Origin of the sequence: Meiothermus ruber DSM 1279, from assembly GCF_000024425.1 — a bacterium.
Lineage (GTDB): Bacteria > Deinococcota > Deinococci > Deinococcales > Thermaceae > Meiothermus > Meiothermus ruber.
The window spans coordinates 131,760-154,371 of sequence record NC_013946.1 but is presented as its reverse complement, the minus strand read 5'-3'; the positions used below and the strand labels follow the sequence as shown (position 1 = coordinate 154,371).

Sequence of the window (22,612 nt, the reverse complement as noted above, 5' to 3'; positions counted from 1 at the left end):
AGGTATTTTATCGCTGGGCATACGCTACAGCTCGGCCAAATCCACCCGCTCCAGCACATCCAGCCCGCGCAGGGCCGAGAGCACCGCCTCGCCGGGCCGTTCGTCAATAGCCAGCACAAACAGGGCTTTGCCGCCGGGGTTGTCGCGACCGAGCTGCATACCCGCGATGTTGATGTTGTTCTCGCCCAGCAGGGTGCCCACCTTGCCCACCACCCCAGGCCGGTCGCGGTTGATGCAGACCAGCATAAAGCCCCTGGGCACCGCCTCCACCGTGTGGTCGTCAATGCCCACGATGCGGGGCTTGCCGCCCAGCACCGCGCCCCGCACCTTGCGGGTCTCTTTGTCGGTCTCGAGGCGCACCTCCAGCACCTGGCGGTAATCGAGCGGCTCCTGCACCTGCCGGGTCACCAGCGCAATGCCCCGGTCGCGCAGCAGCGGCCGGGCCGAGACCAGGTTGATAGCCCCAGCCTCCAGCACCTGCTCCAGCAGGCCCTTGGCCACCGCCGAGGCGATGGGATCGGGGTTTTTCTCGAAATCGCCGTAGTACGAGACCTCCACCGCCTGGGGACGGCCCTGGGTGATCTGGGCCAGCAGCTTGCCCAGAGCCTCACCCAGCGGCAACCAGGCCGAGAAGAGTTGCAGGCCCTCGGCGTCGAAGCCGGTGTTGAGGGCATGGGCCAGGTTGCCCTGCAGGGTCTCGATGACCCGCTCGAGCACCGCCTCCCCCACCCGCTCCTGGGCCTCTATGGTGTTGGCCCCCAGGTGGGCGGTGTGCACCACCTTGGGGTGGTGTACCAGGGGGTGTTCGGCGTTGGGGGGCTCCTCCACAAACACGTCCAGCCCGGCCCCCCACAGGTGTCCGTCGTTCAAAACCTCCACCAGGGCCTTTTCATCCACAATGCCGCCCCGCGCGGCATTCACCACCACCGCCCCTTTGGGCAGCAGGTAGAGCTCGCGGCGGCCAATCAGGCCGCGGGTCTCCTCGGTGAGGGGGGTGTGCACGGTCAGGAAGTGGCACTGGCGCAGCATATCGGCCAGGTCGTCGAAAAGCTCGACCCCCAGGGTCTGGGCGCGGCTGCGCGGGATGTAGGGGTCGTAGGCCAGCACCCGCATATCGAAGCCCTTGGCGAACTTGGCCACCTGCCCCCCAATGCGCCCCAGGCCCACGATGCCCAGGGTCTTGTGGTTGAGCTCGAGGCCCAGGTACTTGCGATCCCACTGGCCCTGCCGGATTTTCTGATCGGACTCCACCAGGCCCCGCGCCGTAGCCAGCAACAGAGCCCAGGCCAGCTCGGCGGCGGAGCGGGTGTTGGCCTCGGGCACATTCACCACCAGGATGCCCCGGCGGGAGGCGGCTTCCAGGTCTACATTGTCCACCCCCACCCCACCCCGGCCCACCACCTTCAGGTTGACCCCGGCCTCCAGCACCCTGGCGTCCACCTGGGTGCGGCTGCGGGTAATCAGGGCATCGTAGGCGCCAATCACCTGAAGCAGCTCCTCCCGCGCCATGCCGGGCTTGTAGTCCAGGCGTACCTGGGGGTGCTTAACCTCCCCCAGCCGCATCTCGTCGGTCACTAGCACTTTCCACATAGCTCTGGCCCTCGGTTGTTTTTGGGATGGGTTGGGGACGCTTGCCCCCAAGCAGCACGCCTCAAACCTTATCATTTTGTGTGGTTTGGCACAATATAAAAGCCCAGCAATGGCTCAAAGCCTTGCTTTTGCAAGGATAAAAGCCTGTGCTAGACTTACACCACGAAGAAGTGCTGCTTTTCACCTCGCCCACTCCCCAACCAGACCCGCAAGGGCGCTGGTGGCCCGGATGGGCGCACGATCAGAAACAGGAGCCAAGATGAAAATAGCCATCGTAACCGACTCGACCTCCGACCTACAGAGCCGCGCCGCCGAGATGGGCGTCGAAATAGTGCCTCTATACGTCAACTTCAAGGGCAAAATCCACAAGGACTGGGTTGAGATTACCCCCAGCGATATCTTCGAAGGGGTTAAGGCCGGGGCCGGAATGCCCAGCACCAGCCAGCCCTCCCCCACCGACTTCAAGCTGGCCTACGAGCGGGCCTTGCAGAAAGCCGATCACGTGCTCTCGATTCACATCTCCTCCAAACTTTCCGGCACCGTGCAGTCGGCCCAGCTCGCCAGCCAGGAGTTTCCGGGCAAGGTGACCATCTTCGATACCCAGGCCGCCAGCATGGGCATTGGGATGATGGTCGAGCGGGCCAAGGAGCTGCTCGACCAGGGGGCCGACCTGGGGCAGGTCTTGGTGGAGCTCGAGCGCATCCGCGCCGACCACACGGTGCGCTTTACCCTGGCTACCCTGGACTACCTCAAGAAAAACGGGCGCATCGGCGGGGCCCAGGCCCTGCTGGGCAGCCTATTGGGCATCAAGCCGATCCTGACTCTGAAAGATGGGCGGGTAGAGGCCGCAGGCCGGGCCCGGGGTGAGAAGAAAGCCCTGGCCGAGATGGTCGAAGCCCTCAAAAGCTGGGCTGCAGGCCGCCAGAAAATCCGCATCTACTACCTCTACAACGCCGAAGAAAGCGACCTGGCCGCCTTCAAGGCCGCCGTGCAGGCCGCCGGGCTGCCCCTGGAGGAACGCCTCACTACCAGCATCGGCGGGGTGATCTCGACCCATACCGGGCCGGGGGTGTACGGGTTCTATGCCTACAGCCTCTAGGCCAGCCCCGCTTTGCGGCCAATCTGGCTGGGGGAGGACTTCTGGTATGCTGGATTAAATCCGCCAGCCAGGAGGTAACCATGGAACGCACCGCCTTCGTGGCCGACTCGACCCTGGGCCTTTCACCGCAAGAAGCCCTCGAGCGAGGCATCTACCTGGTTCCCCAGCAGGTCATCCTCGAGGGCCAGAGCTACCGCGACTACCTCGAGATGACCCCCGACCAGGTAATCCAGGCCCAGCTCGCGGGCAAGAAGGTAAGCACCAGCCAGGTTTCGGCAGCCGATCTGGAAGCTTTGTATAAAGCTTTGCTCGAGAAATTCGACCGCATCGTCTCGGTGCACGTCTCCAGCAAGCTCTCGGGCACCTATTCGACCGCCCGCAAGGTGGCCGAACAATTTGGCAACCGCGTCAAGGTGATTGACGGCCTGACCCTGAACGGCGGGCTTTCTTTTGTGATCGAGGAAGTGCGGCGCAAGCTGGCCGCGGGGGTGCCCTGGGATCGGCTGGAAGAGGCCATCGCGCCGCTGGTGCAGCGCATACGCGGCTTCGTGCTGCCGGCCACGCTGGAGTACCTGCACCGGGGCGGGCGCATCGGCGGACTGCAGCATTTCATCGGCTCGCTTTTGAAGCTGCTGCCGGTGCTGGAGGTTCGGGACGGGCTGGTGCGGCCCCTTGAGCGGGCCCGGGGCTGGCACAGGGGTTTGCAGCAGCTTGCCGAGGCCTTCCACAAAGCCTTCCCCGAAGGAGCCCGGGTGGTGCTGGCCCACGCCTACAACCCCCAGGGGGCCGAGGAGTTGCGCAGGCTAATCAGCCAGGAAGGCGTGATCGTCGAGGACGTGCGCGCGTGCGGCCCGGCGGTGGCGGCTCATACCGGCCCCGGCACGGTGGCGTTGTTTGCAGCCCCCCGCTAAGCCCTAGCACGCAGTTTATTGCAAGGGTAAAGCCCCTCGCCTTTTCCCTGCCCCCTTGTTATTGTTGAGCCGTGCGTGCGGTGGTTCAGCGGGTTTCCCAGGCCAGTGTAGAGGTAGACGGCCATATCGTCGGGCAGATTGGGCGGGGGCTGTTGGTGCTGCTGGGGGTCGGTCAGCACGACACCCTCGAGGATGCCGCCTACCTGGCCCGCAAAATTGCTGGTTTGCGAGTCTTTGCCGATGCCGAAGGCAAGATGAACCTGGCGCTGGCCGATGTGGGGGGCGGGGTGCTGGTGGTCTCGCAGTTCACCCTCTATGGCGATACCCGCAGGGGCAACCGGCCCAGCTTTGTAGAAGCAGCACCGCCAGCGGTGGGCCGGCGCCTGTACGAGCAGTTTTGCGATTTACTAGCTGGGCAGGGCTTGCCGGTTGAAACCGGGGTCTTCCAGGCCCATATGCAGGTGCACCTGATCAACGACGGCCCGGTCACCCTGTGGCTCGACTCTGCCGAGCGGCTTTCACCCCGGCGGACTTGACCAACGATTGACAGTGCCGGGCGGGCTGGGATATAGTTCGTTCGCTAAACTTACTAAGTAACCCAGTTTGTTGAAAACGTGCCATGGCCCGCACCACCCCCCTTGACCAGCAAGCCATCAAGCGGCTCAACCGCCGCCTGATCCTGGAGGCCCTGCGCCGCCATGGCCCACAAAGCCGGGCCGCGCTGGCCCGGGCGGTGGGTCTTACCAAGAGCACGGTCTCCACGCTGGTGCAGGAGATGCTGGAGGAGGGCTTGCTGGACGAAGGCAGCCGCCACAAGCCGGGCCTGGGCCGCCCAGGCACCGCGCTCGAGTTCTCTCCCCGGCACACCCTGGCCCTGGGGGTCGAGCTGGGCGTGGAAAACACGCAGCTTGTGCTGCTCGACCTGAACAACACCATCCACGACAAATGGGACTGGGTTGAAAGCCCCCACACCCCGCTGGCCGAGCGGCTAACCAAGCTGGCCGAACAGGTGCAAAGCCGGCTTTCCGACCCCACCCGGCTGCTGGGGATCGGGCTGGCCGTCCCAGGGGTGGTTAACGGTCGCAGACTGCTTTATGCACCAGGCCCCGGCTGGCACAACGAGCAGCCCGCAGAGATGCTCGAGGCCCTGCTCAAAGTACCCACCCTGGTAGACAACGATGCCAACGCCGCCGCCCTGGGCGAAACCTTCTGGGGCGAGCAGCAAAGCCCCCTGGTCTACGTGCTCATGACCACCGGCCTGGGCACCGGCCTGGTGGTGGACGGCCAGGTCTACCGGGGCCGGCTGGGGGCCGCCGGTGAGCTGGGCCACTGGCTCACCGGCCAGCCCCACAGCCGCAGCCGGGCTGGGGACGTGGAGGGAACCCTATCGCTGCGGGCCATGGTGGAGCGCTACCAGGCCGCCAGCAACCGCAAAGAAGGCTTCTGGGGTATCCTGCAGCGGGCCGAGCACCAAGACCCCTACGCCCTGCAGGCCCTGCAAAACCTGGCCTACGAACTGGGGCGCTTTGTGGTCAACCTGTGCGTCGCCTTCGACCCAGCGGTGGTGGTGCTGGGCGGGGCCGGGGCCGAGGCCTGGAAGTGGCTCGAGGCCCCCCTGCGCCAGACCATTCACAACCTGGCTTTTATCCCCGAACACGCCGAAATACCCGTAAAGCCCAGCGCGTTCGGACATCTGGCTCCGGCTATGGGCGCTGCGGCCCTGGTGCTGCAGCGCTTTTTAGCAAATGGTGGAACCGGGGAGTGGAGCCCGCCAATCTCCCCCCTGGGAACCCGGTCAACCATTGGCGTATAGCACCTGATAGGAGGACATACATGAAGAAGCTGTTCCTAACCCTGGCAGCCCTGGCCCTCGGCACCGCGGGGCTGGCCCAATCGGGAAAGCTGGAGATCTTTTCCTGGTGGGCCGGCGACGAAGGCCCCGCCCTGCAAGCCCTGATTGACCTGTACAAGAAGCGCTACCCCAACGTAGAGGTCATCAACGCCACCGTCACCGGCGGCTCCGGCGTGAATGCCCGGGCCGTGCTCAAGACCCGTATGCTGGGCGGCGACCCCCCCGATAGCTTCCAGGTGCATGCCGGGCAGGAGCTGATCGGCACCTGGGTGGTGGCCGACCGCATGGAAGACCTGACCCCCCTGTTCAACCAGGAGGGCTGGATGACCAAGTTCCCCAAGGGGCTCATTGACCTGCTCTCCTACAAGGGCAAGATCTACAGCGTGCCGGTCAACATCCACCGCTCCAACGTGATGTGGTACGTTCCGGCCAAGCTGCGCGAATGGGGGGTGCAGCCGCCCAAAACCTGGGCCGAGTTCCTGACCGTCTGCCAGACCCTGAAGAGCAAGGGCCTCGAGGCCCCCCTGGCCCTGGGCGAGAACTGGACGCAACAACACCTGTGGGAGTCGGTGGCCCTGGGCGTGCTGGGCGCCACCGACTACGCCAACCTCTGGACCGGTAAGCTGCGCTTCAACGACCCCAAAGCAGTGGCGGTGTGGAACACCTTTGGCCGGGTGCTGGACTGCGCCAACAAGGACGCCTCGGGCCTGAGCTGGCAGCAAGCCATAGACCGGGTGCTCGAGGGCCGGGCCGCCTTCAACATCATGGGCGACTGGGCCGCCGGCTACATGACCACCACCAAGGGCCTCAAACCCGGTGAAGGTTTCGGCTGGGCCCCCGCCCCCGGCACCGCTGGCGTGTTTATGATGCTCTCCGACTCCTTCGGCCTGCCCAAAGGCGTAAAGAACCGCACCAACGTGCTCAACTGGCTGCGGCTTTTGGGCTCTAAAGAAGGCCAGGACACCTTCAACCCGCTCAAGGGCTCCATTGCCGCCCGCACCGACTCCGACCCCAGCAAATACAACGCCTACCTGCAGTCGGCCATGCGCGACTGGAAGTCCAACCGCATCGTAGGCTCGCTGGTGCACGGCGCGGTGGCCCCCGAGTCCTTCATGAGCCAGTTTGGCACCGTAATGGAAATCTACCTCTCGAGCCGCAACGCCCAGGCCGCGGCCAACGCCGCCCAGGCCATCGCCACCCAGGTGCGTCTGGGTCAGTAAGCTTCACCGGGGCAGGCCCTTTGGGCCTGCCCCTCTTTTCCTTTTCTGTTTGTATAATCCCCAGACAAGCGGCCCAGCGGGCCCCCTTTTTAGGCAAACAAATTAAGATTGCGGACTTTACTTCAACCGCAGTACCCGCCCCAGAGGTGAAGATGCGCTGGTTCAACAACAAAGATACCCTGTACGGCTTCCTGGTCATCCTGCCCTCGCTGCTGCTGCTGGGCATTTTCGTGTACGGTTTTATTTTTCAAACCTTCTATACCTCCCTCACCGACTGGGGCAAAGACCCAGCCCAGGCCCTCTCGGCCAACCCGCAGATTCGCTTCATCGGCTTTGAAAACTACCGCGAACTCTTTACGGGTCTGGTGGATTCCCGCTTCCGCCAGGACTTGGTCAACACCTTTTTCTTCACGGTGTTTTTTATCCTGGGCTGCCTGAGCGTGGGCCTGGGGCTGGCCATCGTGCTCGACCGAAGCCCCCGGGGCGAGGGGTTTTTCCGCACCATTTTTTTGTTTCCCATGTCGCTCTCGTTCATCGTAACCGGCACCATCTGGCGCTGGATGCTACAGCCCGAAGGCGGCGTTAACCAGCTCCCCACCCTGGTGGGGCTGCCCAAGGGCGAGTTTGCCTGGCTGACCAGCCGCGAGCAAATCTGGCAGGTGAGCTGGAACGACCTGCCCTTCATCACCGCCCTGGTGGTGAGCGCCGTGCTGATTTTTATCGCCATTACAGCCTTTAGAGGGGGTGAGCGGCGGCGGGGTTACATCGCCTCCGGCTCGGCAGCCCTGCTGCTCTTGTGGGCCTTCACCCTGGGCCGTAGCCTGCAACCCCTCCCCTACGACGAACCCCACGGCTTCAACCTGGCCTTTATCGGCATCATTCTGGCCGCGGTCTGGCAGATGTCGGGCTACACCATGGCCCTCTACCTGGCCGGGCTGCGCGGCATCCCCGAGGAGCTGCGCGAGGCCGCGCGGGTGGACGGGGCCTCGGAGTGGCAGCTCTACCAGCGCGTGATCTTCCCGCTGCTGGCCCCCATCACCCTCTCGGCCATGATTATCCTGGGCCATATCTCGCTCAAAATCTTCGACCTGATCTTTGCCATGGCTGGGGCCGACAACGCCCCCACCGACGTGCCAGCCCTGCTCATGTACCTGACCACCTTCCGGGCCAACCAGATAGCTAAAGGCGCGGCCATCGGCATGATTCTGCTATTGCTGGTAGCCGCCGTGATTGTGCCCTACCTGTACAGCCAGCTCAAAAGCGAGGTGCGGCGATGATTGGGCGCATCCTGCAATACACAATTCTCTTTATCGCTACGCTGTTTTTCCTGCTGCCGGTGTATTTGGTCATCGTCACCGCGTTCAAGGAGCCCTCGGCCATCACCCTGAGCAGCACCTGGCAGCTACCGCAGGTCTGGTACTGGGAGAGCTTTGCCCAGGCCTGGACGGCCTTTGCACCCAAGCTACAGAACAGCTTCTTCCTCACCATCACCGCCACCATCCTCTCGGCCCTGCTGGGTTCCTTGAACGGCTACGTGCTGGCCAAATGGAAGTTCCCCGGGGCCAACATCGTCTTCCCGCTGATGCTCTTTGGGATGTTTATTCCCTATCAGGCGGTGCTGATTCCCCTGTTCCAGTTTGTGCGCGAGATTGGGCTGGGCGGCAGCCTGTGGGGCCTGATTCTGGTGCACGTGGTGTACGGCCTGCCCATCACCACCCTGATCTTCCGCAACTACTACGCCGAAATCCCCGACGAGATGATCGAGGCCGGGCGCATCGACGGCGCGGGGTTCTTTGGTATCTACAGCCGCATCGTGTTTCCGCTCTCGGTGCCGGGGTTTGTGGTGGTGATCATCTGGCAGTTTACGCAGATCTGGAACGAGTTTTTGTTCGCCGTAACCCTGGTGAGCAGCCCCGCCAACCAGCCCATCACGGTGGCGCTGGCCCAGCTTGCGGGGGGCGAGGCGGTCAAGTGGAACCTCCCCATGGCTGGCGCCTTGCTAGCAGCGCTACCAACGCTATTGGTGTACATCTTCCTGGGCCGCTACTTCATCCGGGGGCTTTTGGCGGGGTCGGTGAAGGGGTAGGGGTTTGGTATTGCAACGTTTCAACCAAGGTGACAATAAGCCGAGCCGCCAATAGATGGCTGCTTAGGTTGCTCTCCAGCCGATCTCCGAAACAATGCGCTTGATTTGCTGAAAGTACGGCTGGGCTAAAACCAGCCCGCTTTTTCCTGGCTCGAGCCGTACAGCCCATCGGCCAGCGCGGTGATTTCCGAGCCCAGCGCCAGGCGTTCCAGCCATGCAGCCGGGATTCCCTGCACGCCGTAGTAGGCCCCTGCCACCTGCCCGCATACCGCGGCGGTGGTATCGGCATCCTCGCCCAGGTTGGCCGCCGCCAAGACTGCCTCGGCAAAGCTGTCGGTATGCACAAAGCACCACAAGGCTGCCTCGAGGCTCTCGACCACATACCCACTGCCGCGAAGCGCCTCCCTGGGTTTCTCGAGGTAGGCCCCCTGGGCAATAGCCACAATCTTCTCCGCTCCGGTAAAGGTGTTGCTGTCGGCCAGCACCACCTCATCCTTGGGCCTGCCCAAAAGCGCCCGGCAGATGATGCGGGCCAGCAACCGGCAGGCATCGAGGCACTCGGCGGCCCCGTGGGTGGTTCGGGCGCTCTCGGCCGCGTAGTGCTCTGCTGCCTGTAGGTTCGGGAAATAGAACATGGGCACCGGGGCCAGCCGCATGATGCAGCCGTTGCCCGCGGTGCGTGGGTGGCTCGAGCCCGCATAGGGGTCTTTGGTTTGTCGAAACCTGTCCAGGGCGGTACGGATCGTTGTACCGATGCCAAAGCAGCTTCCGGTGCTGCTCAGGTAGCCGGTTTCCTGCCACAGGCAGTACCGGTTCATCTGGTCGAGGGCATCGAACCCGCCGCACTCCTTCAGGCTGGTAGCCAGGCACAGCGCCATTGAGGTATCGTCGGTCCACTGGCCGGGAAGAAGATGATGGGGGCCCCCGCCCACCATATCGGTGAGCGGCTCGAAGCTACCTCGAGGGCAAAACTCCACCGCCGCCCCCACCGCATCGCCAACCGCAAGACCCAGGAGGCAGCCCCGGAAGCGATCCTTTAGGTTCACAATCCAAGCCCTACTTTGGCTGGTTCATAGAAACGATGGTTCCCTGGGCCAGCGCACACAGAATTTCTCTATCATCCGCAACCACAAACACCTGGCACTGGCAAACCGCCTGGCTTTTGCCGGCGTGCACCAGGTTGGCGCGGGCCACCAGGGCCTGACCCTTGGCCGGACGGATGTAGTTGATTTTGTACTCGGAGGTGACCACCGCGGGGCCCAGCGCCGCACCTCCGACAAAGGTGAGGGCGTTGTCGGCCGCGTACGAGATCACCCCACCATGAACAAAGCCGTGTTGCTGCTGTAACTGGTCGGTTATTGGTATGCGTAGCTCAACAGCGTCTGGCCCAAACGATGTGATCTGCGCGTTAAGTAGTAGGCTAAATGGTTGTGAGCGGAGTACAGCCTGGGCGGCTTCGAGTGTGGGTTCCATAGGCTTACAGCAGGTCTTTTGACGCTCTCATTATATGCTGAAGGCCACGGCAGAACAAAACCCCCGGCTTGGTCGCTTGAAGATTATTTGGCATTGACCCAAGAACGCAGCGGGACGATATACTCTGGCTACTCGTTATGGTCGGCTATGTCGTGAATCGTCTGCTTGCCGCCATCCCCACCCTGCTGGGCGTGGCCATCATCACCTTCTTGCTCATGCGGGCCGTGCCGGGCGATGTGGTAACGCAGTTGGTGGGCCTCGAGGCCAACGTCAGCCCCGAGCGCATGGCCGAGCTGCGCCGCCTGTTCGGGCTCGACCTGCCGCTGCACGTGCAGTTTGGGCAGTGGCTGGGGGCCGTGCTCCAGGGCGATCTTGGCAGCAGCCTGCGCACCGGGCGCGAGGTGGCCCAAGACCTAGCCCTGCGCTTTCCGGTCACCCTCCAGCTCACCCTGATGGGCCTTTTCACCGCCCTGCTGATTGCCGTGCCGCTGGGCGTGCTGGCGGCCATCCGACGGGGCGGGTTTGTGGATTATTTCGCCTCGCTCTTTGCCATTCTGGGCCTCTCGGTGCCGGGGTTCTTTCTGGCTTTGCTGCTCATTTTGCTCTTTGCCCTGGCTTTGGGCTGGCTGCCCCCCGCCGGGTTTGTGCCCCTGACCGAAAACCCCCTGGAAAACCTCCGGCACATGCTGCTGCCGGCCCTCTCGTTGGGCCTGATTCTGGCCGGGGCGGTGACCCGGATTCTGCGTAGCTCGATGCTCGAGGTGCTCTCGCGCGACTACATCCGCACCGCGCGGGCCAAAGGGCTGGCCGAGCGGGTGGTGATCTTCCGCCATGCCCTGCGCAACGCCCTGATTCCGGTAGTCACGGTAATTGGCATCCAGTTTGGCTCGTTGCTGGGCGGGGCCGTGATCATCGAGCAGGTCTTCAGCCTGCCCGGGGTGGGGCGCTTTGCCCTCGAGGGCATCAACCTGCGCGACTACCCGGTGGTGCAGGGCACGGTACTGTTTGTAGCCAGCGCAGCGGTGCTGGTCAACCTTTTGGTGGACTTGCTCTACTCGCTCATAGACCCTAGGATTCGGTATGAGTAACCCACTCGGGGCACCCCTCAGAAGCGCTGAAACCGGGCGCTCGAGCCTTTTCTTTTCCCTACCATCATGACCACTGCTTCCCCCAACTCCCATCTGGCCCTGGTCATCCGGGCCCTGCTGCGCAACCGCTCTGCCGTCATTGGCGGCCTCATCACCCTGGTGGTGCTGCTGGGCGCGCTCCTGGCCCCCATCCTAGCCCCCTGGGATCCCCTCAAGTTCGACCCCCCCAACCGCCTCAGCGGCCCCTCCTCCGAGCACTGGCTGGGCACCGACCAGTACGGGCGCGACCTGCTCTCGAGGGTGCTCTATGGCGCGCGCTTTTCCCTCTCGGTGGCGGCGGTCTCGGTGCTGGCGGGGTTGCTGGTGGGCGGCACCCTGGGCCTGCTGGCCGGCTACTTCAGGGGCTGGCTCGATCTGGTCATCTCCCGCCTGGCCGACATCCTGATCGCCTATCCGGCCATCCTGCTGGCCATCGCTTTTCTGGCTTTTTTAGGGGGCGGCTTCATCAACCTGGTGCTGGCCATCTCGGTGGTGTTTGTGGGGCCCTTTATCCGGGTAGCCCGGGCCGCCGTTCTAACCGTGCGCGAGGAACTTTACGTGGAGGCCGGGCGGGCCATGGGCGCTTCGGATGCCCGCATGATCTTTCGTACCATCCTGCCCAACGCCGCCGCCCCGCTCATCGTGGAGGTCACGCTGCGCTTTGCCTATGCGGTGCTGGCCGAGGCGGCTCTGTCGTTCCTGGGCCTGGGCATCCAGCCCCCCTTCCCGGCCCTGGGCTCCATGGTCTCGGAGGGGCGGGCCTTCCTCTCGCTTTCGCCCTGGGGCTCGCTGGTGCCGGGGTGCGCCATCGTGCTGATGGTGCTGGGCTTCAACCTGCTGGGCGATGGCCTGCGCGACGCCCTCGACCCCCGGCTGCAAAAGGCTTAGCTTTGGTTGTATACCGGTATAATCACCGGCAAGGAGGCGCAATGAAAAAACTGTTGGTTCTGCTCGTGCTGGTTCTGGCTACGGTATCACTGGCGCAAAAGGCGGGGGGCATCCTGCGGGCCGGGATGCAGACCGACCCGGTGGGCCTCGACCCCCACACCACCAACGCCACCGCCAGCCGCAACGTGCTGGAAAACATCTACGACACCCTGGTCATGCTCGACAGCAAAGGCCGCATCGTGCCGGGGCTGGCCCAGTCCTGGAGCGTCTCGGCGGACGGCCTGACCTGGACCTTCCGCCTGCGCCCGGGGGTCACCTTCCACAACGGCGACCCCCTCAAGGCCTCCGATGTGGTCTTCTCCATCAACCGCATCAAAGACCCGGCCACCAAGAGCCCCCGCGCCAACGACTTCGCCCTGGTGCGCTCGGTCACAGCCCCCAACAACAACACCGTGGTCATCACCCTCTCCCAGCCCTTCTCCCCCCTGCTGGCCAAGCTGGCCTTCAGCACCAACGCCATCGTTTCAGAGAAGGTAGCTAAGGAACACAACAACGACCTCAACAAGGCCGTAATCGGCACCGGGCCCTTCCGCTTTGTGGAGTACATCCCCCAGACCCGCCTGGTGGTGCGCAAGTGGGATAAGTACTGGCAAAAAGACAACCAGGGCCGCCCCCTGCCCTACCTGGACGGCATCACCTACACCTTCTACCCCGACCCCGCCGCCCGTTCCACCGCCCTCCGGGCCGGGGCCGTGGACTGGATTGAGTACGTTACCGCCGCCGATGTGCGGCCGCTCAAAGCCGACCGCAACCTGGTGGTGGTGGGCGGGCCCTCGGCCAACTTCCGGGCGCTGTACTTCAACACCACCCGTGAGCCCTACAACAACCCCAAGGTGCGCCAGGCCATCGCCTACGCCATTGATAAAAAAGCCATCGTGGATCTGGCCCTCTTCGGCACCGGCGGCATTGTGGCCCGTGGCACCACCATCCCCTCGGGGGCCTATGCCTACACCAACAGCCCCTACAACACCCGCGATGTAGCCAAAGCCAAGCAGCTCCTGGCCGAGGCCGGCCTGCCCAACGGCTTCACCATGAACCTCTACGTCACCTCCACCTACGACTTCCTGCGCACCCCCGCCGACGTAATCCGCGACAACCTGGCCGAGGTGGGCATCCGGGTGAACATCCAGGCCGAGGACTGGAACGTGTACCTGCCCAAGGCCCTCCGGAGTGAGTTCGACGTGACCTTGCTGGGCACCTCGGGCCAGGCCGACCCCGACGACTACCTCTTCAACACCTTCCACCCCTCCTCGGCGCTGAACCTCTCCAAGTACAAAAACGACCGGGTCACCCAGCTCCTGGAGCAGGGGCGGCGGGTCTCGAGCCAGAGCGAGCGCCAGCGCATCTACACCCAGGTGCAGGAGCTGGTTTTGCAGGACAGCCCCATGGTCTTCCTGTTCCACTCGGCGCAGTACGAGGCCATGAACCGCCGGGTGCAGGGCTTCTTGCACTTCCCCAACACCAGCTACCTGGCCTTCCGCTACACCTGGCTGCAGTAGGCCCTCAGCAAACCCCTCACCGGGCGGCCCGCACTGTTTGCGAGCCGCCCCCTCGTTTGGGCGTAGCGGCTCGAGGGGAGCCTGTTGGCGAAACTCGAGCCCCCAAAGCCATACAATAGCCCCATGCCCCAGCACCTCCTGTTTGGCGGTAACATCCTCTCCCCTACCCTTGAAGGGTCAGGCTACGTTCTAAAGCCCCTCGAGGCCCTCCTCATCCGCGATGGAAAAATCGCCGCGGCGGGCAGGCTCTCGGAGGTGGAGCCCCTGGCCACCCCCGATACCCAGCGCATCCACCTGGAAGGCCGCACTGTGCTGCCGGGCTTCAACGACGCGCATATTCACGTCTGGAAGGTGGGGCAGCTCCGCACCACCCTGCTCGACCTGCGGGGGGTCAAAAGCCTGGAGGAACTCTACTGCCTTGTGGGGGCGCGGGCCAAAACGCTAAAGCCCGGCGAGTGGCTGTGGGGGCGCGGCTGGAACGAGGCCCTGCTGGCCGAGAGGGCCATGCCCGATAAGGCCGCGCTGGATCGGCTGGCCCCCCACAACCCGGTGCTGCTCACCCGCACCTGCGCCCACATTCACGCGGTTAACTCACAGGCCCTACAGCTCGCGGGCATCACCCTCGAGACCCAGGTGCCGGGCGGCGAGATTAATTTCGAGCAGGGCCTCCTGTACGAGACCGCCTACGGGCTGGTGTTCAGGGCCATGGGCGAGCCCAGCCAGGCCCAGTACGAGCACTGGATCCGGGCCGGCCTGGAATACCTGCGTAGCCTGGGCATCACCAGCGCCACCGACCCGGCCGTAGATCCCCCGCTCTACGCGGCCTACCGAGCCCTGGAGGCCCGCGGCGAGCTGCCCATCCGGGTTAATCTGCTCTACATCCGCCGCCCGGACGGGGGCAGCGAGACCTTCCCGCTGCCCGAGAAGCACCGTTCGGACTGGCTGCGCTGCGACTCGGTCAAGTTTTTTGCCGATGGGGGCCTCTCGGGGGCCACGGCGGCCATCTCACAGCCGTATAAAACCCTCGAGCCCCCCCAGTACGGCCTCCTGCGCTTTGCGGAAGAGGAGCTGCTCGAGCTGGCCCTGGAAGCCCACCGCGCGGGTTTTCGCATTGGCACCCATGCCATTGGCGACCGGGCGCTGGATCAGGTTTTGCGGGTCTACGAGCGGCTGTACCAGGAAGCGCCCGGCCCGCGCCACCGCATCGAGCATTTCGGGCTGGCCGGCCCCGAGCACCTGCAAAAAGCCCGCCAACTGGGGGTTATCGCCGTGCCCCAGCCCATCTTCCTGCGCGAGCTGCGGGCCAACTACCTGCGCTACGTGCCCGACGCCTGGCTGGCGCGCTGCTTCAACCTGCGGGCCATGTTCGAGGCGGGCCTCACGGTGGCCTTCAGTTCGGATGGGCCGGTGGTGCAGCAGGTGGAGCCGCTCAAGGGCCTGCAGGCCGCCCTGCGGGAGCCTTTGGTGGAGGGCAACCAGGTGACCCTCGAGCAAGCCCTCTGGGCCTACACCGTGGGCGGGGCCGTAGCCCAGGGCGACGAGGCCAACCGGGGGACTTTAGAAGTGGGCCAGTGGGCCGATCTGGTGGTGCTCGAGGGTGACCTGCGCGACCCCTACAGCCTCTCAGTACATCGCACCCTGGTGAGCGGAATAGAATCGTAACCATGCCTCGCACAGCAAAAACCCCCAAACCCGACAGGCTGGCCGAACTGCGCCTCGAGGCCCGGCGCGTGCTCCACGCGGCGCTCGACCTCGAGGCCGAGCAAGCCACCCCAGAGGCCGCCTACCGCTCTCAAGAGCTCTTCTATGGGGCCATGCAACTAAGCCGCGAAGACGCTGTGATCAAGCGTTGCATCAAGGCCCTGCGCATCAATCCCAACAACCCCGATCCCATGCTGTTGCTCGCTCGGTTTGTAGGCGGCAGCCCGGACGAGCAGATTGCCCTGCACGAACGCATCGTGCTGGCCGGCGAACGCGACTTAGGTAAGAAAAACATCGAGATATTCAAAGGGCATTTCTGGGGCTTCGTGGAGACCCGGCCCTATATGCGGGCCCTGCATACGCTGGCCCGGCTCTACGAAAAAGCGGGGCAGCTACCCAAGGCCGTGCAAATCTACGAGCAGATGCTGAAGCTCAACCCCAACGACAACCAGGGGGTGCGCTACGCGCTGCTGGGGCATTACCTGGCGCTCAACAAGCTTGGTGACGCCCGTAAGCTATGGAATCGGTACGATCAGGAGCACAGCGCCTTCTGGGCCTGGGGTAAAGTGTTGCTCGAGTTTCTTGCGGGGAACCTCGAGGCGGCCCAGGAAGCCTTGGGGGTTGCACGTAAAATCAACCCCCACGCCGAATCCTACCTGGGCGGTTGGAAGCCCCTACCCAAGGAGCTACCCGGTTTTTACTCACCTGGACAGGATTCCGAGGCCATTTACTGTTTTGTCGAGCTGGGCGCCGCCTGGGTCAAGAACCCCCATGCACAGCGCTGGCTGGAACAGCACTGAGACCCCATGACCATCCGCCCATTACAACCCCAAGACCTGCCCGCCTACTTTGTCCTCCGCACGGCCCTGTGGCCCGACAGCGCAGCCGACTTCGAGCTCGAGGTAAGCAAAATCCTGAACCACCCTCACCTCGCCAGCTTTGTGGCCGAGCAAAAGGGGCGGCTTGCTGGCTTTGTGGAGGTTTCGCTCCGCGAGTATGCCGAGGGTTGCGACAGCAGCCCGGTGGGCTATCTGGAAGGCTGGTACGTCGCGCCAAAGCACCGCAAAACCGGCATTGGGCGCCGGCTGGTGCAGGCCGCCGAAGACTGGGCCAGGGCAAAAGGCTGTAGCGAGATGGCCTCCGACAGCGAGCTATCCAACACCCCAAGCCACCAGGCCCACGCGCGCCTGGGCTACCAGGAAGTAGAGCGCACGGTCTGTTTTCGCAAATCGCTGTAAAGGAGAGGTGCCATGCCCCACACCGCAACCATAGATCGCAACAAAGTCAGGGCCCTGATGCAAGCCGAGCAGCAGCGCTTCGCCGAGCAGCACCCGCGTTCGCTAGAGCTCTACCGCCGTGCCCAGCACTCCCTCCTTGCGGGCGTGCCCATGCACTGGATGACCCGCTGGCCGGGGGGCTTCCCCATCTTTGTGGCCGAGGCCAGGGGTGCTACGTTCCGCGATGTGGATGGGCACGAATACATTGACCTCTGCCTGGGCGACACCGGGGCCATGACCGGCCACGCCCCCGCCGCCGCGCTACCGGCCATTACCGAACAGCTCCACAAGGGCATCACCACCATGCTGCCCAGCGAAAACGCCTTCTGGGTGGCCGAGGAGTTGCAGCGCCGCTTTGGCCTGAAGTACTGGCAGTTTGCCCTCTCGGCCACCGACGCCAACCGCTTTGCCCTCCGGCTGGCGCGGGCCATCACCGCCCGGCCCCGGGTGCTGGTCTTCCACGGCTGCTACCACGGCACCGTGGACGAGGCTTATGCCTGGCTGGTAGAGGGCAAACCCGCTAGCCGCCCCGGCAACATCGGGCCGCAAGTAGACCCCACCCTCACCACCAAGGTGGTGGAATGGAACGACCCGGAGGCCCTGGAAGAAGCCCTGCGCCCCGGCGACGTGGCGGCAGTATTGGCCGAGCCGGTGATGACCAACGTGGGCATCGTGCAGCCTGCCCCCGGTTTTCATCAGGCCCTGCGCGAGCTCACCCGCCGCTACGGCACGCTTTTGATTCTGGACGAGACCCACACCCTCTCGGCGGGGCCAGGCGGCTATACCCGCGCCCACGGCCTCGAGCCCGACATGCTTACGGTGGGCAAGCCCCTGGGCAGCGGCATTCCCAGCGCCGCCTACGGCTTTACCGAGGAAGTAGGCCGGCGGGCCCAGGCGGTCATCCAGCCCCCCTACGCCGACACCGGCGGGATTGGCGGCACCCTGGCGGCCAACGCCCTCTCGCTGGCGGCCATGCGGGCCACCCTCGAGCACGTCCTGACCGAGGCCGCTTACCAGCACATGATCGCCCTGGGAAGGCAGCTCGAGGCCGAGGTGCAGGAGGTGATGACGCGCTACCGCCTGCCCTGGCACGTCACCCGCGTAGGCTGCCGGGTCGAGTACCTCTTCCGCCCCAACCCCGCCCAAAACGGCAGCGAGGCCCTGGCCGGCCAGGACCCCGACCTCGACCCCTTCATCCACCTCTTCATGCTGAACCGTGGCATCCTGCTCACCCCCTTCCACAACATGACCCTGATCTCGCCCGAGACCACCGCGGCCCAGGTGCGGCGGCATACCGAGGTGTTCGAGGAGGCGGTTAGGGCGCTTATCGGATAGTCTCAATCAGCGCACCCGCAGATGTGCAATCAAGCGATTCGGTTGAGTGTTCCCAACTCGGCTCTTGCGGTCAGAAATCCACTACCTCAATGTCAAATCCGTGAGGTGAGGCAGGGTTTTCAGTAATACGCAGCCCTTTTATGGTCGACTGGCCACCATAGTAGGTAAACTGCACCCCTAGCGGCTGTTTATCGGGCAGACACCTCCAAGTTAGGTCGACCTCTGCGGAATTACGCACGGGACCATCAAAACCAAGAATATAGCTGGTTCGCCTGGGCTCAGGGTTCGGGTCTGGAATACGCACAGGCTGGCCTGGTGTCAGGCGTACCGAGTCGGCTCTACCCTCTGTTCTGTACAGGTAGCCAATACCCGTTATTTTTTGGTTGTTGGTCGTCAGTTCAACCCCCGAACATACCCCTTTTGATGTGTATTCCACTTCGGTGACTGATACATAGTAACTCAACTGACATCCTACTAGAGCAATCGCTAGGAGGGGAAACAACCTGTAGAACTTCATCGCAACCACCTATCTCCTATACATGCCAAATGCCCCACTGTAGTAGCTGGCCATGTCGGTAACGTTGACGAAACCACCTTGCAACAAATCTTGCGCCCAGGAGTTTGCTTCCCTCCTAATCCAAAGAAACAGATTGGCCGAGAACCAGCCCTCGTGCACAATATAAGCCTGGGACATAGCAAAGTGGCCTAAAGTGCCCTGCCCGTACATCGCAATCACCGGCTCATTGTCTCGCCCAATCTTGCCACGCGCTATATCGCGCACGCGCCAGGTGTGTTGACTGAAGTCTATCCATGCGATGGGAATTGCCACAACAGTCCATCCCGTGGCCGCGTAGACTATATTCACCCAGGCTTTGTGGCTCCCCCGCATCTCCCAGTTTTTCCCTTCCGCACTCGCCCTATCCCGAATCCAGTTGTTTGCACCTGGGATCATGTTGGTGTCTCGGGTAAGACCTTGATCTGAGTTCTGAAACCACCAGGTATCGGTGTAGCGAGCAATCCGTGGCTGATAGACATTTTGACCGTCTCGTGTACCAAGGTAGACGGGTTCAAACATTTCCTGCGCAATGACATAGGCGGTACTGGGCGCGGTGCCGGAGTTAATAAAGTTTACGTTATATGAACCGTAGTTCTGACGCTCAGTAGCGTACCAGGCAAACAACCGGGTTATTGCAAGCGGCCCACAACCAATGTTGTTTAGACGTCCTAGTCCGCTGAGACCAGCATCCCATGCTCCCCAGTAACCGTCGGCGGGAGCATACCGGTAATAGTTGATCCATTGTAGGTTCCCAAGCGGATCGGCATTATGTATGTCGTTGGCAATACGGCATTTTTGCCCGCTGATGTTGCAGTCACTGTAGTCTTGGGGGTTATCCGGATTGTAGAGGTTGTTATTCGCCAAGTCACCGTTGTAGCGGTTCTTGCGCACCACGCTGGCATAACCCATACCCGCACAGAACCAGCCCATGCACCAGGCCCGCTCGTTGGTGTAGTTGGCGCTAACCCCTTTGGCAGCTTTCTGGGCTTCCAGTGCAGTGATCAGTTTAGGTACATCCAGGTGGCCGTTGGGCAGGGTCACTTCGTCTAGAGTGGGGAGCCCCCCGCTTTGAGCCAGGCCCTTCTGGCTGGCCTCAGTGCGCAGTCTGTCCCAGTCTTCCTTGATTTTGTCCAAGATACCGTCCTTTTGCCGCTGCTCAAACAGCACACGCTGGGCTTGACGCCACACCTTCATTTGCTCGGCGCCCACTTCTGTTGCGGTGTTAACATCCCAAACCCGCCCTGTGTTGTCTTCCAGGTACAGCACCCCAACCGAAGGACTCAAGAAGCGCCTGAACGAGCCTGCTTTGGCCCGTGTTTCGGCCAGGCTCTTGAAGCTGCCCGCAGGAATGATGAACGAGAAGAAGCTACGCTTATCTGTCGCGCCAACCGCATAGAGCGCGTAGTTTTTATCTCCGGGGTTGGCTATGGTGCCCCAAAAATCGGTGGTTTCTGGCCCCACCAACAACAGGTGATGCAAAGGTTTGAGGGATAGGTCATAAACGATTTCACTGGCAAATTTGTAGGTCTTAGCTTCCTGCAAGCTGACCCCGCCAGCAGAAACCTTCATGCCCAGGGTTAGGGCTTGGGCCAAAGCAAGCGGCACGGGTTCACCATCCCAGGGCTGTGCATCATGTGCTGTTTTAATCTGCTGCGTCCCGCACGCCGCCAGCAACAGAACTAGCCCAACGACCAACGACCAAAAGATGAAACACGCATAGCTGAATGCACCTCCATAGTCCAGGCTACATTTTGGGCAGCCTGGCTCAGTTTAGACTGGGTGCGCGAGTATAGTCAATCAGATAATCACTATATAAACTTGGTACAATTCAGTTTTTCCTTCTTAAACACCAATGCTAGACCCGGTTTTATGTAGCTGTGCTGTTCTCTGGTTTGAAGCTAGATGTATACTGTATACAGTATATGCCAGAGCAAACAGCCGAGGTCGTGATCTGTGGGGCCGGCATTGCCGGGGTGGCGGCGGCCTACCACCTGGCGGTGAAGCGGGGCTTGAAGGAGGTGGTGATCGTTGAGCAGGGCGACCCGCTCTCGCTCACCTCGGACAAGTCCACCGAGGCCTACCGCAACTGGTGGCCCGGCCCCGATGGGGCCATGGTGGCCTTTATGAACCGCAGCATCGAGCTGCTGGAGGAGATTGCTCAGCAGTCGGCCAACCGCATCCAGCTCAACCGGCGCGGCTATCTGTACGCCACCGCCGAGGCCAGCAAAATTGACCGGCTGGCCCAGGCCGCCGAGCAGGCCGCCCAGCAGGGCGCGGGGGCCCTGCGGGTGCACAGCCACCCTTCTGCGGCCTACCCCGGTGGCCCCCAGGACGGGGCCGACCTGCTCACCTCGCAAAGCCTGATTCGCCAGCACTTCCCCTACCTGTCCCCCGACACCCAGGCCGTGCTGCACGTGCGGCGGGCGGGCTGGCTCTCGGCCCAGCAGTTGGGTATGTACCTGCTGGAGGAGGCTCGAGGCCACGGGGTGCGGCTTCTATCGGGCCAGGTGGTGGGGGTCGAGACGGCGGGGGGCGCGGTGCAGGGTGTGCAGGTGCGGCAGAAAGACGGTGCGCTGCGCTTCATTCAGGCGCCGGTCTTCGTCAATGCCGCCGGGCCCATGCAGAAAGAAGTGGCGGCCTTGCTGGGGCTCGAGCTGCCGGTGTTTGCCGAGCTACACCGCAAGATGAGCTTCAGCGAGCACCTGGGCGTGGTGCCCCGCGAGGCCCCCATGCTGATCTGGCTGGACGAAGTGGAACTGCCCTGGAGCCCCCAGGAGCGCGCCCTGCTGGCCGAGGACGCCTCCACCCGGTGGCTGCTGGAGCGGCTGCCTTCGGGGGTGCATGGCCGGCCCGACGGCCACGGGGAAAGCACCACCTTAATCGTGCTGTACAACTACCACACCGAGCCCCTTACACCCACCTTCCCCATCCCCCCGGAGCCCCACTACGCCGATGTGGCCCTGCGCGGCTTCTCGGTGATGCTACCCGGCCTGCGGCAGTACTTCGACAAAGCCCCCCGGCCCTGGATAGACGGCGGCTACTACCTCAAGACCCAGGAAAACCGCCCCCTGATTGGCCCGCTGCCGGTCAAGGGGGCCTATCTGGTGGGGGCTTTGTCGGGCTTTGGGGTTATGGCCGCCTGCGCGGCGGGGGAGCTGCTGGCCGCCCATCTGACCGGCGCGGCCCTGCCCAGCTATGCCCCGGCCTTTTTGCTGTCGCGCTACCAAGACCCGGTCTACCAGCAACGGCTGAAGGGCTGGGGCGATACCGGCCAGCTTTGACCTCGAGCTCTTTACATGCCGTCGAAACCGGATAAAAGCCGCTCGAGCTCGGCGCCAATCAGCCTGGAGCCGCCATCACTCGAGAACTCCTTAGCCAGCTCGCGGTAATACCACAGGGTCAGGCGGCGTTTTTCCTCGATGGTCTCCGCCTCGCTCACAAAGCGCTGCCACAGCGCCTCGCCATGGGTGCGGTAGTCGGCCACAATGGCCCGCAGGTTGTGCAGCTTATCGGCTGCCGAGACCAGTCGGGCAGGAGGTGACGCCTCGGTGAGGTGGCGCAGGTAGGCCTGCTTGCGTTCCAGGTAGGGCGGCTTGGGTTCCGTCTCGGTATCGCTGCACTCCCGGACAATCTGCGCCACCGCCTCGCCGAAGCGCTGCCGGATGTGCTCGAGCACCCGTACCCCCGCTTCGCTCTGCAGCACCTTACCGGCGTCCTCCACCGCATCGTGCAGCAGCGCCGCGATGGCCTCGTCCTCACCACCCCCATGTTCCATCACCAGGGCGCTCACCGCCAACAGGTGGGAGAGATAGGGAATCTCGGTGCCCTTGCGGTACTGGTGCTTGTGCAGCTCGTAGGCGAGCTCGAGGGCCTCTGCGTAGCGGTTTGTGAGTTCCATGGTCTCTACACCACCCGTTGGCTGCTCTACAACCGGTTCT

The 22,612-nt window shown here is 63.4% G+C and carries 21 protein-coding genes; 15 read left to right on the top strand and 6 right to left on the bottom strand.

Going from position 1 to position 22,612, the window contains the following annotated elements:
* Nucleotides 1-24: 24 nt before the first annotated feature.
* Nucleotides 25-1,590 carry a phosphoglycerate dehydrogenase gene (serA, locus tag MRUB_RS00875; protein WP_013012472.1) on the bottom strand — a complete coding sequence of 522 codons (1,566 nt, stop codon included), beginning with the start codon at nt 1,588-1,590 and terminating at the stop codon, nt 25-27.
* A 259-nt stretch (nt 1,591-1,849) separates the two neighbouring features.
* On the opposite strand from serA, the gene MRUB_RS00870 reads away from it, so the two are divergent.
* The 7 genes from MRUB_RS00870 to MRUB_RS00840 all read left to right on the top strand — a co-directional run bounded on the left by MRUB_RS00870 (nt 1,850) and on the right by MRUB_RS00840 (nt 8,758).
* On the top strand, nt 1,850-2,689 hold the full coding sequence (locus MRUB_RS00870) for a DegV family protein (protein WP_013012471.1): 840 nt from the start codon (nt 1,850-1,852) through the stop codon (nt 2,687-2,689).
* A gap of 80 nt (nt 2,690-2,769) precedes the next feature.
* Nucleotides 2,770-3,600 (top strand): DegV family protein, encoded by an 831-nt coding sequence (locus MRUB_RS00865; RefSeq protein WP_013012470.1) that lies wholly within the window; start codon nt 2,770-2,772, stop codon nt 3,598-3,600.
* 71 nt (nt 3,601-3,671) lie between these two features.
* Complete coding sequence (gene dtd, locus MRUB_RS00860) at nt 3,672-4,136, top strand: D-aminoacyl-tRNA deacylase (RefSeq protein ID WP_013012469.1); 465 nt, start codon at nt 3,672-3,674, stop codon at nt 4,134-4,136.
* An 83-nt stretch (nt 4,137-4,219) separates the two neighbouring features.
* Complete coding sequence (locus MRUB_RS00855; RefSeq protein WP_013012468.1) at nt 4,220-5,413, top strand: ROK family transcriptional regulator; 1,194 nt, start codon at nt 4,220-4,222, stop codon at nt 5,411-5,413.
* A 20-nt stretch (nt 5,414-5,433) separates the two neighbouring features.
* Nucleotides 5,434-6,672, top strand: a complete 1,239-nt coding sequence (locus MRUB_RS00850) for an ABC transporter substrate-binding protein (RefSeq protein WP_013012467.1) — start codon at nt 5,434-5,436, stop codon at nt 6,670-6,672.
* A gap of 152 nt (nt 6,673-6,824) precedes the next feature.
* Nucleotides 6,825-7,949, top strand: coding sequence for a carbohydrate ABC transporter permease (locus MRUB_RS00845; RefSeq protein WP_013012466.1), 1,125 nt, complete (start codon nt 6,825-6,827; stop codon nt 7,947-7,949).
* The gene (locus MRUB_RS00840) at nt 7,946-8,758 is read left to right on the top strand and encodes a carbohydrate ABC transporter permease (protein ID WP_013012465.1); all 813 of its coding nucleotides are present in this window, start codon (nt 7,946-7,948) and stop codon (nt 8,756-8,758) included. Before MRUB_RS00845 ends, MRUB_RS00840 begins: the two co-directional genes overlap by 4 nt.
* Nucleotides 8,759-8,883: 125 nt before the next feature.
* On the opposite strand, the gene MRUB_RS00835 is transcribed toward MRUB_RS00840, so the two are convergent.
* Nucleotides 8,884-9,804, bottom strand: a complete 921-nt coding sequence (locus MRUB_RS00835; protein WP_013012464.1) for an ADP-ribosylglycohydrolase family protein — start codon at nt 9,802-9,804, stop codon at nt 8,884-8,886.
* A 10-nt stretch (nt 9,805-9,814) separates the two neighbouring features.
* Complete coding sequence (locus MRUB_RS00830; protein ID WP_013012463.1) at nt 9,815-10,231, bottom strand: PaaI family thioesterase; 417 nt, start codon at nt 10,229-10,231, stop codon at nt 9,815-9,817.
* A 137-nt stretch (nt 10,232-10,368) separates the two neighbouring features.
* On the opposite strand from MRUB_RS00830, the gene nikB reads away from it, so the two are divergent.
* The 7 genes from nikB (at nt 10,369) to MRUB_RS00795 (ending at nt 18,118) form a co-directional block, all read left to right on the top strand.
* The gene (nikB, locus tag MRUB_RS00825) at nt 10,369-11,319 is read left to right on the top strand and encodes a nickel ABC transporter permease (protein WP_013012462.1); all 951 of its coding nucleotides are present in this window, start codon (nt 10,369-10,371) and stop codon (nt 11,317-11,319) included.
* 66 nt (nt 11,320-11,385) lie between these two features.
* Nucleotides 11,386-12,246 carry an ABC transporter permease gene (locus MRUB_RS00820; protein ID WP_013012461.1) on the top strand — a complete coding sequence of 287 codons (861 nt, stop codon included), beginning with the start codon at nt 11,386-11,388 and terminating at the stop codon, nt 12,244-12,246.
* Between the two features lie 41 nt (nt 12,247-12,287).
* Nucleotides 12,288-13,805 (top strand): ABC transporter substrate-binding protein, encoded by a 1,518-nt coding sequence (locus MRUB_RS00815; protein ID WP_013012460.1) that lies wholly within the window; start codon nt 12,288-12,290, stop codon nt 13,803-13,805.
* Between the two features lie 123 nt (nt 13,806-13,928).
* The gene (locus MRUB_RS00810) at nt 13,929-15,467 is read left to right on the top strand and encodes an amidohydrolase (RefSeq protein ID WP_013012459.1); all 1,539 of its coding nucleotides are present in this window, start codon (nt 13,929-13,931) and stop codon (nt 15,465-15,467) included.
* Between the two features lie 2 nt (nt 15,468-15,469).
* Nucleotides 15,470-16,306 carry a tetratricopeptide repeat protein gene (locus MRUB_RS00805; protein ID WP_013012458.1) on the top strand — a complete coding sequence of 279 codons (837 nt, stop codon included), beginning with the start codon at nt 15,470-15,472 and terminating at the stop codon, nt 16,304-16,306.
* A gap of 6 nt (nt 16,307-16,312) precedes the next feature.
* A complete protein-coding gene (gene aac(6') / locus MRUB_RS00800; RefSeq protein ID WP_013012457.1) occupies nt 16,313-16,744 on the top strand; it encodes an aminoglycoside 6'-N-acetyltransferase in 432 nt (143 codons plus the stop codon).
* Nucleotides 16,745-16,756: 12 nt separating this feature from the next.
* Nucleotides 16,757-18,118, top strand: coding sequence for an aspartate aminotransferase family protein (locus tag MRUB_RS00795; RefSeq protein ID WP_013012456.1), 1,362 nt, complete (start codon nt 16,757-16,759; stop codon nt 18,116-18,118).
* Nucleotides 18,119-18,188: 70 nt separating this feature from the next.
* Here the strand turns inward: MRUB_RS00795 and MRUB_RS15700 are convergent, their stop codons facing one another.
* Nucleotides 18,189-18,635, bottom strand: coding sequence for a hypothetical protein (locus tag MRUB_RS15700; RefSeq protein WP_013012455.1), 447 nt, complete (start codon nt 18,633-18,635; stop codon nt 18,189-18,191).
* A gap of 9 nt (nt 18,636-18,644) precedes the next feature.
* Nucleotides 18,645-20,348, bottom strand: coding sequence for a hypothetical protein (locus MRUB_RS00790; protein WP_152024859.1), 1,704 nt, complete (start codon nt 20,346-20,348; stop codon nt 18,645-18,647).
* A gap of 248 nt (nt 20,349-20,596) precedes the next feature.
* Here MRUB_RS00790 and MRUB_RS00785 point away from each other — a divergent pair, with 248 nt between their 5' ends.
* Nucleotides 20,597-21,955 (top strand): NAD(P)/FAD-dependent oxidoreductase, encoded by a 1,359-nt coding sequence (locus MRUB_RS00785; protein WP_013012453.1) that lies wholly within the window; start codon nt 20,597-20,599, stop codon nt 21,953-21,955.
* Nucleotides 21,956-21,966: 11 nt separating this feature from the next.
* Here the strand turns inward: MRUB_RS00785 and MRUB_RS00780 are convergent, their stop codons facing one another.
* A complete protein-coding gene (locus MRUB_RS00780; RefSeq protein ID WP_013012452.1) occupies nt 21,967-22,572 on the bottom strand; it encodes an HD domain-containing protein in 606 nt (201 codons plus the stop codon).
* Between the last annotated feature and the right edge of the window lie 40 nt (nt 22,573-22,612).

Bases quoted from the DNA above. Each gene is read 5' to 3' on its own strand.
- MRUB_RS00795 (WP_013012456.1), top strand. From the start codon at position 16,757: ATGCCCCACACCGCAACCATAGATCGCAACAAAGTCAGGGCCCTGATG.
- MRUB_RS00855 (WP_013012468.1), top strand. From the start codon at position 4,220: ATGGCCCGCACCACCCCCCTTGACCAGCAAGCCATCAAGCGGCTCAAC.
- MRUB_RS00810 (WP_013012459.1), top strand. From the start codon at position 13,929: ATGCCCCAGCACCTCCTGTTTGGCGGTAACATCCTCTCCCCTACCCTT.
- MRUB_RS00840 (WP_013012465.1), top strand. From the start codon at position 7,946: ATGATTGGGCGCATCCTGCAATACACAATTCTCTTTATCGCTACGCTG.
- MRUB_RS00805 (WP_013012458.1), top strand. From the start codon at position 15,470: ATGCCTCGCACAGCAAAAACCCCCAAACCCGACAGGCTGGCCGAACTG.
- MRUB_RS00780 (WP_013012452.1), bottom strand. From the start codon at position 22,572: ATGGAACTCACAAACCGCTACGCAGAGGCCCTCGAGCTCGCCTACGAG.
- MRUB_RS15700 (WP_013012455.1), bottom strand. From the start codon at position 18,635: ATGAAGTTCTACAGGTTGTTTCCCCTCCTAGCGATTGCTCTAGTAGGA.
- MRUB_RS00865 (WP_013012470.1), top strand. From the start codon at position 2,770: ATGGAACGCACCGCCTTCGTGGCCGACTCGACCCTGGGCCTTTCACCG.
- MRUB_RS00820 (WP_013012461.1), top strand. From the start codon at position 11,386: ATGACCACTGCTTCCCCCAACTCCCATCTGGCCCTGGTCATCCGGGCC.
- MRUB_RS00815 (WP_013012460.1), top strand. From the start codon at position 12,288: ATGAAAAAACTGTTGGTTCTGCTCGTGCTGGTTCTGGCTACGGTATCA.
- MRUB_RS00845 (WP_013012466.1), top strand. From the start codon at position 6,825: ATGCGCTGGTTCAACAACAAAGATACCCTGTACGGCTTCCTGGTCATC.
- serA (WP_013012472.1), bottom strand. From the start codon at position 1,590: ATGTGGAAAGTGCTAGTGACCGACGAGATGCGGCTGGGGGAGGTTAAG.
- MRUB_RS00870 (WP_013012471.1), top strand. From the start codon at position 1,850: ATGAAAATAGCCATCGTAACCGACTCGACCTCCGACCTACAGAGCCGC.
- nikB (WP_013012462.1), top strand. From the start codon at position 10,369: ATGGTCGGCTATGTCGTGAATCGTCTGCTTGCCGCCATCCCCACCCTG.
- MRUB_RS00850 (WP_013012467.1), top strand. From the start codon at position 5,434: ATGAAGAAGCTGTTCCTAACCCTGGCAGCCCTGGCCCTCGGCACCGCG.
- MRUB_RS00830 (WP_013012463.1), bottom strand. From the start codon at position 10,231: ATGGAACCCACACTCGAAGCCGCCCAGGCTGTACTCCGCTCACAACCA.
- MRUB_RS00785 (WP_013012453.1), top strand. From the start codon at position 20,597: ATGCCAGAGCAAACAGCCGAGGTCGTGATCTGTGGGGCCGGCATTGCC.